Raw genomic sequence first — 13,140 nt, 5'->3', positions numbered from 1 at the left:
TGCTGCAGGGTTTTTCTTTTACTAGCCGGTCATTGGCGAATAGAAACTGAGAGCAGGCAGAAATAAATAACCAAAAGGTAAATCAACAGTGGAAATATAGCGGCAGGTTCTTTATAGTAGTAAGTGAACAAGCGTTGTTCAAAATCCCGCAATAATAAGCTTACATATAAGACGCTGAGGTGAAATGAATGGAAGGAAACGCGAACACTGAAAACGGGAATGCTGAAAAGAGTGAACAGGCAGTGAAGCAGAATGTCCTTACTTCTACACGAACCGTTGTAAAAACGGCTCTTGATAAATTGGGCTACCCGCAGGAAGTATTCGAACTCATGAAAGAACCATTACGAATGATGACCGTCAGGATTCCTGTGCGTATGGATGATGGATCGATAGAAATTTTCACCGGTTATCGCGCGCAGCATAACGATGCTGTCGGTCCGACAAAAGGCGGTGTCCGTTTTCACCCCGATGTAACAGAAACCGAAGTGAAAGCGCTGTCAATCTGGATGAGTCTGAAAGCGGGAATCGTTGATCTGCCATATGGTGGCGGAAAAGGCGGGATTGTCTGCGATCCGAGAAAAATGTCATTTCCGGAACTCGAGAGACTGAGCCGGGGATATGTGCGTGCGATCAGTCAGATTGTCGGCCCTACCAAAGATATCCCTGCCCCGGATGTGTTTACAAATTCACAAATTATGGCATGGATGATGGATGAATACAGCCGGATGAAAGAATTTGATTCACCTGGTTTTATTACAGGTAAACCAATTGTACTTGGGGGCTCCCACGGCAGGGAATCAGCGACAGCAAAAGGTGTAACAATCTGTATAAACGAAGCTGCGAAGAAGAAAGGGATTAACATAGAAGGTGCAAGGATCGTTATTCAGGGATTCGGAAATGCAGGAAGCTTTCTCGCTAAATTTATGCACGATGCCGGAGCAAAAGTCGTCGGTATTTCCGATGTTTATGGCGCACTTCATGATCCGGACGGGCTTGATATTGATTATCTGCTTGACCGCAGAGACAGTTTTGGGACAGTCTCGAACCTGTTTAAAGAAACACTTACAAATGAAGAACTGCTTGAACTTGACTGCGATATCCTCGTGCCTGCTGCAATTGAAAATCAGATTACCGAGAAAAACGCGGACCAGGTGAAGGCCCAGATTGTGGTAGAAGCAGCGAACGGTCCGACGACAATTGAAGCAACCAGAATGCTGAGTGACAGAGGTGTCCTTCTCGTTCCCGATGTGCTGGCAAGTGCCGGCGGTGTAACTGTCTCCTACTTTGAGTGGGTCCAGAACAATCAGGGTTATTACTGGACAGAACAGGAAGTTGAGGAGCGTCTGGAAAAAGTGATGGTCAGCTCATTTGATAATGTTTACAGGCTTGCGACATCCAGAAATGTCGATATGCGTCTGGCCGCCTATATGGTAGGGGTCAGAAAGATGGCAGAAGCAAGCCGGTTCAGAGGCTGGATCTGATACATGCAGAAAGCTCCCTGTTACGGGAGCTTTTTTGGTTGTATTTACTTGCCTGATAGAGCAGGGTTATGTTTAAGTTATAAACAGACTAAACCATTAAAGGATGATTACAGCTGTGACAAAAGAAAAAGCGATTATTATCGGCGCAGGGCCGTGCGGCCTGGCTGCAGCAATCGCCCTTCAGAATAAAGGCATTGATGCCCTTGTGATTGAACGCGGGAATGTTGTGAATGCCATTTATCATTATCCAACACATCAGCAGTTTTTCAGTACGAGTGAAAAGCTGTCCATCGGAGGCATTCCTTTTTACAGTACTGAGCGAAAACCGAAACGAAACGAAGCACTCGTGTATTACCGGCAGGTCGTTAAAGAGAAGAACCTGCGCATCCACGCTTACGAGGAAGTAATAGCGGTTAAGAAAGAAAGCGAAAAGGATTTCCATGTCCAGACCGAAAGAAACGCAGAGTTATGTTCATACAGGACGGAAAATGTGATTGTGGCAACCGGGTACTACGATTCGCCGAACCTTATGGGAATCTGTGGAGAAAACCAGCCTCATGTTCGCCATTATTTTAAGGAAGCCCACCCGTATTTTAATCAGAAAGTATGTGTAATCGGTGGTAAAAACTCTGCTGTCGATGCCGCACTTGAGCTTGAGAAAGCCGGTGCTAAGGTGACGGTCCTTTACAGAGGTGACAGCTATTCCAAAAGTGTCAAGCCCTGGATTCTTCCTGAATTTGACGGCCTTGTGAAAAAAGAAGCGATCCAGATGTTTTTTGAAGCAGATGTGAATGAAATAACCGCTGACAGTGTTATTTTCACCGACAAAAGCGGGGAAAAACGTGAAACTACGTGTGATTTTGTATTCGCCATGACAGGCTATAGACCGGATCATGCATTCATCCGCAAAATGGGCGTGGAAACGGAAGAAGAGACGGGCCGCCCTGCTTTTGACCCTGAAACAATGGAAACCAACGTTCCGGGGATCTATATTGCCGGCGTTCTTGCTGCCGGTAATAATGCAAATGAGATTTTTATTGAAAATGGACGCCACCATGGTGGCATGATTGCTGATCACATTGCAAATACAAAGAAATAGAAATATGGTGGAAACTGTTTAGCGGCAGTCTTCATAAAAGGAAGACAAGTTGATCGTTTAAGATTGCAATTGCTTCAGCTTACACGGGGACGCAGTTATTTAACTGCCCGCAGGAGTATCGTAATTTTGAACAATGAACCATTAGTAATCAGTATACAGGAAAGGGCTCTCACCGATTTGACGGTGAGGGCCCTTCTAGTGAGGCAGGGAAAATAGTCAGTTGGTACATGCGGAACTGCACGCCGGAAGTGAGACTCCTGAGGTAATGGGGCCTTGCCGGCATCGCCACGGAGAGCGAACGGCGGCGTTAAGCGAAGCTTCTGTTACCGTCATTTCCAGGGTAGCCTAGTGATTAAAGATCTCCTGGAGCCGTTCGCGATCTGAAGTCTTCTCAAGAGCCACCATCAGTTTAAGCCTTGCTTTTTGGCCGTTAAGGCCGTTTGTGAAAATCATCCCCATTTCTTTTAGTTTTTTTCCGCCGCCATCATATCCGTAGATATCCTGTACTACCCCGTTAAAACAGCGGGATACAAGTACGATTGGAATTCCTTTTTCGATGAGAGTCCTAAAAGAGCTGACGGTGGCAGGGGGCAGATTCCCTTGGCCAAAAGCCTCAATAATCAGACCATCAAGTGGTGTTTGACAAATGGCATCAATAAGCTCAGGCTCCATTCCGGCGGCGGCTTTAAGCAGAAGTACCTTTTTGTGCACACTCGGCACAACAAAACGGGGGCCGGAAACAGGGTGGTGATGAAAATGAATACCTCGTTTGGCGACGATTCCAATTGGACCATACTGCGGACTTTGAAAAGTGGCAATATTGCTTGTGTGGGTTTTTGTTACGTTTTTGGCTGTATGGATTTCATCGTTCAGCACTACAAGAACACCTTTGTTTCTTGCCTCAGTACTTGCAGCTGTCCGGATGGAGCTGAAAAGGTTGTATGGTCCGTCAGAACCAAGCTCATTACTGGATCTCATCGCCCCGGTAACAACGACAGGAATATCCGTTTCGAGGATCAGATCCAGCATGAAAGCAGTTTCTTCAAGAGTATCCGTTCCATGGGTGACCACGACACCGTCAATTTTCTCTTCCATTACGCGTTTGTCGATTCGTTTGGCCAGATGAACCATGTTGGCAGGTGTCATATGAGGAGAAGGTACATTAAGAAAATCCTCTACAACAAGATCAATATAATCCACCGTCCGAAGTACATCGTGGAGGGGGTTGTTCGGGTTTGGCATGACTGACCCTGTTTCAGCATCCTCGCTCATGGCAATTGTGCCGCCGGTATGTATAATCAATAGTTTCTTCATCATGATCAACTCCTTGTCATTCATTTTCATCTTTTACTCAGGGGGGTATAAGGACTCATTTTTTTTAAATTAACCGGGCTATATCCATTGGCAGATGAAGTTCTGTCCGTTATGATTTTCCTATACAGAGCGGTCAAGAGCAAGTGTTTCACACATTAGTATTGTGATACGACACTTAAAACGTTGACCCGACAATAGACGGAGAGGAAAATCTGCTGATGCTTGCCGTAATAACTGCCGCCTTTGCCCCTTCTGCAGCGCTTTTGGCATTCTTTTACCTTAAGGATGAATTTGAAAATGAACCACTAATCACAGTAGCACGCTGCTTTTTTTTCGGCTGCCTTCTTGTCTTTCCGGTCATGTTTATTCAATTTGCCTTTGACGAAGAGGGGCTGCTTCAGTCTCCTTTTCTGACGGCATTTGTTCAGACGGCATTGACTGAGGAATTTTTTAAATGGTTTCTTGTTTATTTTACAGTTTTCCACCACATTCACTTCAACGAACGCTATGATGGTATCGTATATGCCTGTGCTGTAGCACTCGGATTTGCTACAGTTGAAAACATTTTCTATTTGATCTCTTCCGGTGTGGAGTATGCCTTTCTTCGTGCGCTGCTGCCAGTCTCAAGTCATGCTTTATTCGGTGTGGTTATGGGGTATTATTTAGGGAAAGCTAAGTTCAGCAGAAACAGAAAGAAAACGATGGCCGCCTTTGCACTGTTTATACCTGTCCTACTTCACGGAATTTACAATTATATTATTCTCACGCAGAATTACTGGACATACGCGGTCATTCCCTTTATGATTTTTCTCTGGGTCTTTGCATTAAGGAAAGTCAAGCAGGCAAATCGCATGCAGGCAAAACATTATTCGAAGAATCCCTGATTGTAATTGCTGTTAGTTGATTGTTGAAATCCATTCATTGTATAGTATGGAAAACGAACTGAAATCCAGACCATCCGAAAAAAGGAGTGAGGCCGTTGACTGATACGAAACCACGGTACAAAGTAACGATACGGTGCGGGCAGTGCGGTGAAAAATATATTCTCCGTGGCAGACCGAACAACGAAGGTGGTTACGATACCGGTTTTAAACGCTGCGTCTGCGGTAATGAAACGAATCTTGACATTGATGTAACACCGGAATAATTAAAAGGGGGAACTGCCGGCAGTGATCTGAAAGGATTGCTGCCGGCAGTTTTTTTGTCTGCCTTTCTTTTAACTTGTGCGTCTTTCGTATTCGCGAAACCGAATCTTCCAAAGCCTTATCTGAATCTGAATAAAATCTGGCAGAGGGTAAAAACTACCTGTACGAAAGACAAGATTCGTCTGATAAAGCTCAGAAGGAGGATCAACATGAACAAACAGAAACGAGGACGTCTGACGCGGATTCTTGTCGCCCTGCTGGTATGTCTGCAGGTCGCAGTCATGCTTCCACAGGATGCGGAAGCTTTCTCCGATCAGGTTATACAGAAGGGGGCTACAGGAGATGATGTGGTCGAGCTGCAGGCGAGGCTTCAGTATATCGGCTTTTATCATGATACCATCGATGGTGTTTACGGATGGGGAACCTACTGGTCAGTGAAAAAGTACCAAGAAGAGTTCGGCCTTGATGTAGATGGGCTTGTAGGCCCGAAAATGAAACATATGCTGGAGAAATCCACTGACTTTGACAAGGAATTTGTTCACCGCATGCTTCGTGAAGGGCGGATGTTTACCCATTACGGCGGCATGTCCAAAGAGGCACAAAAAGGTCCGAAACCAGGCGGAAAACAGCCGGGTCCTGGTAAAGGCAAGCAGCCTTCCGCCCCGAAAGACCCTGGTAAAGCTGCTCCTGCCCCTGGTGTAAAACCTTCACCGGAAACTGGTGAAGCACCGGCACCTGCGCCGGAAGCGCCTGAACAGCCTTCAGCAGAAGAACCGGCTCAGCAGCCTGAACAGCCGGCTCCTGCCCCGGGAGAGGAGGCACCGGAAGCTGTTCCTGAAGAAGGAGCGGAAGAGAACATTCCTGATGCCACTCCTTCACCAGATGAGGACGCCGTACCGGATGACAGTGATGCCGATATCCAGGAGGCGATTAATACTCCTGAAGGATTCACCGATAATGATATTCAGATTATGGCACAGGCAGTATATGGAGAGGCACGCGGAGAACCATACACCGGTCAGGTAGCTGTTGCTGCTGTAATTCTGAACCGGATTGAGAGCCCTATATTTCCCAACAACCCATCAGGTGTCATTTTTGAACCGCGGGCGTTTACTGCTGTAGCAGACGGTCAGATTAATCTGGAGCCGGATGACACAGCAAGAAGAGCCGTACTGGATGCCATTAACGGGCAGGACCCGTCAGGAAACGCTCTTTACTATTTTAATCCGGATACAGCTACTTCAGGCTGGATCTGGTCCAGACCGCAGATTAAACGAATTGGTAAACATATTTTCTGTGAATAGACGGAGGTGAATGAAGATGATTCGAACAGTACTCATTGCACTGCTGGCAGTCGCAGTGCTGGGAACCGGATACTGGGGATACCTTGAGCACCAGGAAAAGAATGCCGTGCTCATTCAGGCGGAAAACAACTATCAGCGGGCTTTTCATGAATTAAGCTACGATCTTGACCATCTGCATGACGAACTCGGTTCCACACTGGCTATGAACTCCAAAGAGAGACTTTCCCCGTCCCTGACTGACGTATGGCGAATCACATCAGAAGCTCAGAGTGATCTCGGTCAGCTTCCGATGTCATTGATGCCGTTCAGCAAAACGGAAGAGTTTCTTCATAAAATCGGCGAATTTTCATACCGAAATTCTGTAAGGGATCTCGAACAGGAGCCGCTTACCGAAAAGGAATACGATCAGTTGAAAACACTGTATTCTCAATCTGGTGAAATTCAGAATGAAATGCGCAAAGTCCAGGCAATGGTTCTTAAAGAGGATCTTAAATGGATGGATGTGGAGCTTGCAATGGCGGCCCAGGACGGTCCTGGAGATAACGCCATTATTGATGGCTTTGAAATCATTGATGAAAAAGCCGGTCAATTTTCGGAATCGGACTTTGGCCCCAATGCTGGAGGTGTCTCCAAAAATGACGAAGACATCGCTGACCGGGTAAAGGATCTTGAGGAAATTGACGAGGAAGAGGCTGTGGAAATCGCCGGTGAATTTCTTGACAGGGACAAGGATTTTGAAGTGGAGATCGATACAACTGGAGATGGTCTTGCCTACAAAGCATACAGCCTGACAATTGAAGATCCGGATGACGGTCACGATATTAACATGGACATTACGAAAAAGGGCGGTAAAGTGCTCTGGCTCCTTGAAGATCGTCAGATTGAAACGTCAGAAATCAGCCTTTATGATGCCTCTGAAAAAGCCGGGAAGTTTCTGGAGAAAAACGGATTTGAGTCGATGGCGCTTGTGGACAGCAGACAGTACGAAAATACAGGAGTATTTAATTTTGCCCACATGCAGGATGACATTCGTGTCTACTCAGATGCTGTCGTTATCGAAATCGCTCTGGATAATGGTGATGTGATCGGTTATGAAGGGTTTGACTATATTGCCAATCACGGTCAAAAGAAACCAGCAGAATTGTCCCTGAGTGAAGAAGAGGCCCGTGAAGAACTGAATCCGTCACTTGAGATTATGGAGCACCACCTTGCGATTATTGAAAACGAGCTGGAGGAAGAAGTGCTTTGTCATGAGTTCTTCGGGACCATTGATGATGATACGTACCGGATTTTCATCAATGCTGCAAACGGCAGGGAAGAGCGTGTTGAGAAAATGGACCGGGCAGAGCCGGTTTATGACTTTAACTGATCTGTCGCGAGTCATCGGGAGTAACGCACTCCCGGTGACTTTTTTTTGTTTACAGAAGAAATCTTCATTAAAAAAAGGAATACCATCGTCTGTCTAGAAACCATTTAGAGAGTCATTTTTATGTGAGGCAGGTCACAGTTTAAAAAATAGACCTGTAAACGCATGTTATGATAGTATAAAAAGAAGAATGAGAATTTACTGAACGACTTAGGAATCGTTTTTAAGAGAGGTAGTAGAGAGAAGATGGAACAGCTGATAAACATTGCGATTGACGGTCCTGCCGGTGCAGGAAAAAGTACTGTTGCCAGGGAAGTGGCCTCACGGCTCGGCTTTGTGTATATCGATACAGGAGCTATGTACCGGGCCCTTACATATGAAGCACTTCGGCATCAGGCTGATGTACATAACGAAGAGGCAGTCATGAATTTACTGAAACAGATGCAGATTACTCTCGGCAGTGAGGCGGATACCGGACTTGTCCTCGTAAATGGAAAGGATGTAACAGAAGAAATCCGCTTTTCTGAAGTGACTGGCAATGTTTCTTATATCGCACGTCACGAGCAGGTAAGAATGGAAATGGTTCGTAAACAGCAGGAACTTGCTAAAGCCAATCGAACTGTCATGGACGGGAGGGATATCGGTACGGCCGTACTTCCTGAGGCTGAAGTCAAGATCTTTTTAACTGCTTCCGTCGAGGAACGTGCCCGTCGGAGGCATGAAGAACAGCTGCAAAAAGGCATGCCCTCTGATTACGAGTCCCTGATTACAGAAATTGCAGAGCGCGACCGCATTGACTCTGAGCGGGAAGTCGCACCTTTGAGAAAAGCAGAGGATGCCATTGAGGTGGATTCAACAAATATGACGGCTGAAGAAGTGATTGAGTCGATTCTTGAGATCGTTGGAAAGAAGGCGAGCTGAAGTGAATCCCTCTATATTTAAAGTCGGAAAATTTGTCTGCCGCACCTTTTTCAGAATGTTCTTCAGAGTCAGGGTGATTGGCAGGGAAAATATCCCGGCAGACGGCGGCGTTCTTCTCTGCAGCAATCATATAAATAATCTTGATCCTCCTTTTCTTGGTGCTTTCCTGAAAAGGGATACACGTTATATGGCTAAATCGGAGCTTTTTACAAAACCCGTACTCAAAGGGCTGCTTCCGAAGCTGGGGGCGTTCCCGATACGAAGGGGCATGAGTGACCGTCAGGCACTGCGCACCGGCCTTGGCCTTCTGAAGGAAGAAGAAATGATCGGTGTGTTTCCCGAAGGAACGAGAAGCAGAACAGGGGAACTCGGTAAAGGTCTTGCCGGAATCGGTTTTTTTGCCCTCAGATCAAGGGCGGAAGTTGTACCCGCTGCCATTACCGGAAGCTATAAACCTTTTTCGCGTCTGACAATCGTGTATGGCAAACCGGTCAATATGGAAAAACTTCGTGAAGAAAAAGTGTCTGCAGAAGAGGCCACTGAAGCAATTATGGAAGAAATTCGGGGGTTGCTTAACCGTAAACCGGGTAAACAGTAAAGGTAAAAACTTTCACGCAAAGTGAAAGATTAAGAATATAAATAGTTTCAACGTTCCCGTGGAACCGGGGTTAGGGAGGTATTTGTCAATGGCAGAAGAAATGAACAATGAAATGGCGGAAGTAAAATCCTTTTCCGTCGGAGAAATCGTTACAGGAACTGTAACGAAAGTGGAAGAAAAACAAGCATATGTGAACGTCGGATATAAAACAGACGGCGTTGTGCCGATCAGCGAGCTATCCAGTCTTCACGTGGAAAAGGTAAGCGATGTGCTGTCAGAAGGAGACGAGGTCGAACTTAAAGTGACCAAAGCAACCGATGATGAACTCGTTCTCTCCAAGCGTGCCGTTGCTGCTGAAAAAGCGTGGGCCGATATGGAGGAAAAACTCGAAACCGGCCAGACATTTAACGCAGAAGTGGCCGACGTTGTCAAAGGCGGCCTTGTAGTGGATGTTGGTGTGCGCGGTTTTATACCCGCCTCACTTGTCGAGCGCCATTACGTGGAAGATTTCTCGGACTATAAAGGGAAATCCCTGCGTCTGAAAGTTGTCGAAATGGACCGGGAGAAAAATAAACTTATTTTATCACAGCGTGCCGTTCTCGATGCAGAAGCACAGGATCGCAAGCGGAGCACTCTTGAGAATATTCATGAAGGCGATGTAATCGAAGGAACTGTACAGCGCCTCACGGACTTTGGTGCATTTGTCGACATCGGTGGTGTAGACGGACTCGTCCACATCTCCCAGATGGCACATCATCATGTCGAAACACCTTCAGAAGTGGTGAATGAAGGCGATAAAATTAATGTCAAGGTGCTAGGTGTTGATCCGGACAATGAGCGGATTTCATTATCCATCAAAGAAACACTGCCTGGACCGTGGAAGCAGATTGAAGGAAAGGTGAAATCAGGGGAGGTTGTGACCGGTAAAGTGAAGCGACTGGTATCATTTGGAGCATTTATTGAAATTGCTCCCGGTGTTGAAGGCCTGGTTCACATTTCTCAAATCGCCAATCGCCACATCGGTACTCCAGGTGAAGTTCTTGAGGAAGGACAGACCGTAGAAGCAAAAGTGCTGGATGTGAATGTAAATGACAAACGGATCTCACTCAGCATCCGTTCCCTTGAAGAGGAAACACAGCAAAAGGTCAACCGTCAGCATGAAAAAGAGTATCAGAAAGAGGAAGACAGTTCAGGCTTCTCTCTCGGTGATATGATCGGTGACCAGCTTAAGAAGTACAAGTAAGGAAAGAAGATAAAGTAAATAACGGGTCCCGGGTTAATGTGATGCCGCCTGCTATCGGGGCAGAGCAGCCCGGGCCTGTTTGTTATTCCTATCTTTTAATAGGCTGTTTTCGAATAGATTGCTGCTTTTCTATAGACTAAAATCGAGCGGAAAGCGTCCGCCTGCAGCGTAGTATAACAAATATCTATACGAACAGAGCATTTTGATATGAGATATATTATGCGGCTTAGAACGTTTTGAGCCGTAAATTATAAAGCTGGCAGGTGATTGTTATGAGCAGGGCACAACGTAAAATCGATCACCTTCGTGGAGCCATGAATTCAGGCTTGTCGGAACATTCCGGTCTTGAAGATATAAGGTTCGTTCATCAGAGCGTTTCTGAAGTTAACACCGGAGATATCAGCCTGGAAGCTAAAGTCGGTGAACTGGTATTCAGTTCGCCGGTTTTTATTAATGCCATGACGGGCGGGGGCGGCGATGCAACTGAAAAGATTAATGCTGCACTTGCCGAAGCGGCAGCGGAACTTAACATTCCCGTTGCAGTCGGCTCACAAATGTCCGCAATTAAGGATCCTGCTGAAAGACGCTCCTACGAAGTCGTACGAAAAAGCAATCCGAATGGGCTTGTATTTGCCAATGTTGGCAGTGAAGCCTCCTCGGCTCAGGCAATGGAATGTATCGACATGCTGCAGGCTGATGCGATCCAGATTCATCTGAATGTGATTCAGGAACTGGTGATGCCGGAAGGAGACAGAGATTTTACCGGAACACTTGAGCGCATCCGCCTTATTTCCGAAGCGTGTTCAATTCCTGTTATCGTTAAGGAAGTCGGTTTTGGTATGAGCAGGGAATCGGCAGGCCTCCTGTACGATGCCGGGGCAGCTGTTATTGATGCAGGCGGTTTTGGAGGCACCAATTTTTCGCGAATTGAAAATGAACGCCGGAAGAAGCAGATGACGTTTTTTAACGATTGGGGCATTCCAACTGCCTGTTCTGTCGCAGAGGTCGCTTCTGTAGATACAGACAAGCCTGTTTTTGCAAGCGGTGGTATCCGCTCTGCAATGGACATTGCAAAGTGTCTAGCCCTGGGAGCGTCGGCTGCCGGTATGGCCGGACAGATGCTTAAATGGGTGGAGCAGGGTGGAACAGCTTGTGTCGTTGAAAATATCAGACATGTGGAAGAGGAACTCAAGTGGATTATGACTGCGCTCGGGATTAAGGATGTCCAGTCCTTTTTACGAGTACCGGTCGTCATCAGCGGACATACATACCACTGGCTTGCCGAGAGAGGAATTAAGACAGAGGTATTCAGCCGCAGATCACTTCTGGATGGTTAAGACAGATAACGGCTGACATGCAGTTCATATGAAGTGAAAACGGATAAAAATAAATGAAACAAAGAAGTGACGTACGGGGCCAATCAGGCCCCGTACGTCACTTTTCTTTTTTCTCGGCTCTTTTCGTAAGGAGCAAAAGGTCGCGACTCCAGCGGGAAAAGCAACAGCCGCCAGCGCTTACTTCATGAGTATGCTGCGAGGTGCTTCGACGCAGAAGGCTACGAAGCTTTTCTGGCAGAGGAAGAAGCAGAAGTTCTTACCGAGGAGGCTGAGGCATTGCCCGCGGAAAGCGTTGACCTGTAGCGTTATAAAACAACAATCTATCCGAAAACAGCTTTTATCTTCAGATTTATCTTTCACGCTGGCGGGTGCTGCTAGAAGCACTTTCAGGTGATTCCATTTCCGCAGCCCCTTTAAAATGCAGCGATTGGTCACGATCGGATTCAACCTTGCGTGATTGTTTCAGTTTCTTTTCCTGGCGGTCTTTTCCCATGCAAATCCCTCCTTTTTTCACAAATCATGTATAGTCTGCCCTTATTCGAGGCGATTATGTAAGTAAATACAGATGTTAGAGGAGGACGGGCGTTGGACGGTTTCTGGTTTTACTGGACTGCGTGGCTGGCATTTATTTATAGTGCATTTTTTACGACCAGGCATACGTATGTCATTCTGCTGTATATTTGCAGTATTATCACGGCATCTTACTTTTCCGTATCCACGCCTGGTGCTGAACTGAACGGTGCTGCTCTGCTGCTTGCACTTGGTGGATGCGCCATAATAATCAAAAGCCGGAAGCGGCTTGTCTGGGGGCTGTTCTGCTCACTAGGGGTGGCTCTATTATTAGGATGGCTTGAGTACGTCTACTATTTTGAACCTGTCTGGATGCTCCTGCCATTTGAAATTGTCCTGGCATGTACTGCTGCCATACTGCTGATTTTACTTGGGCGGGACTTTGCTTTCCGTTCAGCTGTTTTGTTCACTGGTTTTTTTCAGGGGGGAGCAGCTTTCTCGTATTTTGCAGCCATGCTGGACCCCGGTCGTTACAGTGGAATCACGACTGGCGTGCTCAGCCAGCTTGATATACTCGCGTTAGCCTTTCTGGCAGTAAGTTTCTGGTCTGCTCTTGAGTGGAGTGCAGTCTCCTTAAGAACGATTGTATTGCCGCATCAGCCGGTACCAGCACTAACTCGGAGAAAGGTGAATATCTGAACACACCGCTTGCCAAAAGAAGGTTTGTAGAGGCTTGGCGGATTTGGTATAATAAACAGGCTGGTCATGCAAACCCTTTCGCTATAAGGAAGGGTTTTCTTTATGGTATATACACAACCTGAA

Annotated in this window: 13 protein-coding genes; 11 read left to right on the top strand and 2 right to left on the bottom strand. The window is 46.6% G+C overall.

Annotated elements, in window-relative coordinates:
• Positions 1 to 188 precede the first annotated feature (188 nt).
• Together CR205_RS07615 and CR205_RS07610 are read left to right on the top strand one after the other, a co-directional pair.
• A complete protein-coding gene (locus CR205_RS07615) occupies positions 189 to 1,481 on the top strand; it encodes a Glu/Leu/Phe/Val family dehydrogenase (RefSeq protein WP_110518333.1) in 1,293 nt (430 codons plus the stop codon).
• Between the two features lie 115 nt (positions 1,482 to 1,596).
• Positions 1,597 to 2,580 carry a YpdA family putative bacillithiol disulfide reductase gene (locus tag CR205_RS07610; RefSeq protein WP_110518331.1) on the top strand — a complete coding sequence of 328 codons (984 nt, stop codon included), beginning with the start codon at positions 1,597 to 1,599 and terminating at the stop codon, positions 2,578 to 2,580.
• 345 nt (positions 2,581 to 2,925) lie between these two features.
• On the opposite strand, the gene CR205_RS07605 is transcribed toward CR205_RS07610, so the two are convergent.
• The gene (locus CR205_RS07605; protein ID WP_110518329.1) at positions 2,926 to 3,894 is read right to left on the bottom strand and encodes an asparaginase; all 969 of its coding nucleotides are present in this window, start codon (positions 3,892 to 3,894) and stop codon (positions 2,926 to 2,928) included.
• Between the two features lie 218 nt (positions 3,895 to 4,112).
• Here CR205_RS07605 and prsW point away from each other — a divergent pair, with 218 nt between their 5' ends.
• The 8 genes from prsW (at position 4,113) to fni (ending at position 11,808) form a co-directional block, all read left to right on the top strand.
• Positions 4,113 to 4,778: a glutamic-type intramembrane protease PrsW gene (gene prsW / locus CR205_RS07600; RefSeq protein WP_110518327.1), complete on the top strand. Its 666-nt coding sequence runs from the start codon at positions 4,113 to 4,115 to the stop codon at positions 4,776 to 4,778.
• A 95-nt stretch (positions 4,779 to 4,873) separates the two neighbouring features.
• Positions 4,874 to 5,041: a hypothetical protein gene (locus CR205_RS20420; RefSeq protein ID WP_201745352.1), complete on the top strand. Its 168-nt coding sequence runs from the start codon at positions 4,874 to 4,876 to the stop codon at positions 5,039 to 5,041.
• 207 nt (positions 5,042 to 5,248) lie between these two features.
• The gene (locus CR205_RS07595; RefSeq protein ID WP_110518325.1) at positions 5,249 to 6,343 is read left to right on the top strand and encodes a cell wall hydrolase; all 1,095 of its coding nucleotides are present in this window, start codon (positions 5,249 to 5,251) and stop codon (positions 6,341 to 6,343) included.
• 16 nt (positions 6,344 to 6,359) lie between these two features.
• The gene (gene ypeB / locus CR205_RS07590) at positions 6,360 to 7,712 is read left to right on the top strand and encodes a germination protein YpeB (protein ID WP_110518323.1); all 1,353 of its coding nucleotides are present in this window, start codon (positions 6,360 to 6,362) and stop codon (positions 7,710 to 7,712) included.
• 243 nt (positions 7,713 to 7,955) lie between these two features.
• Entirely contained in the window at positions 7,956 to 8,630 is a 675-nt protein-coding gene (cmk, locus tag CR205_RS07585; protein ID WP_110518321.1) for a (d)CMP kinase, read from the top strand.
• Between the two features lie 55 nt (positions 8,631 to 8,685).
• Complete coding sequence (locus tag CR205_RS07580) at positions 8,686 to 9,228, top strand: lysophospholipid acyltransferase family protein (protein ID WP_110519733.1); 543 nt, start codon at positions 8,686 to 8,688, stop codon at positions 9,226 to 9,228.
• Positions 9,229 to 9,316: 88 nt separating this feature from the next.
• Positions 9,317 to 10,471: a 30S ribosomal protein S1 gene (gene rpsA, locus CR205_RS07575; RefSeq protein ID WP_110518319.1), complete on the top strand. Its 1,155-nt coding sequence runs from the start codon at positions 9,317 to 9,319 to the stop codon at positions 10,469 to 10,471.
• Positions 10,472 to 10,743: 272 nt separating this feature from the next.
• The gene (fni, locus tag CR205_RS07570; RefSeq protein ID WP_110518317.1) at positions 10,744 to 11,808 is read left to right on the top strand and encodes a type 2 isopentenyl-diphosphate Delta-isomerase; all 1,065 of its coding nucleotides are present in this window, start codon (positions 10,744 to 10,746) and stop codon (positions 11,806 to 11,808) included.
• 349 nt (positions 11,809 to 12,157) lie between these two features.
• On the opposite strand, the gene CR205_RS07565 is transcribed toward fni, so the two are convergent.
• Positions 12,158 to 12,301 (bottom strand): YpzI family protein, encoded by a 144-nt coding sequence (locus CR205_RS07565; protein WP_110518315.1) that lies wholly within the window; start codon positions 12,299 to 12,301, stop codon positions 12,158 to 12,160.
• 92 nt (positions 12,302 to 12,393) lie between these two features.
• Here CR205_RS07565 and CR205_RS07560 point away from each other — a divergent pair, with 92 nt between their 5' ends.
• Positions 12,394 to 13,017 (top strand): YphA family membrane protein, encoded by a 624-nt coding sequence (locus tag CR205_RS07560; RefSeq protein ID WP_110518313.1) that lies wholly within the window; start codon positions 12,394 to 12,396, stop codon positions 13,015 to 13,017.
• Positions 13,018 to 13,140: the final 123 nt, after the last annotated feature.

The sequence above is a fragment of the Alteribacter lacisalsi genome, from assembly GCF_003226345.1.
Lineage (GTDB): Bacteria > Bacillota > Bacilli > Bacillales > Salisediminibacteriaceae > Alteribacter > Alteribacter lacisalsi.
This window is presented reverse-complemented; position numbering and strand designations above follow the sequence as displayed.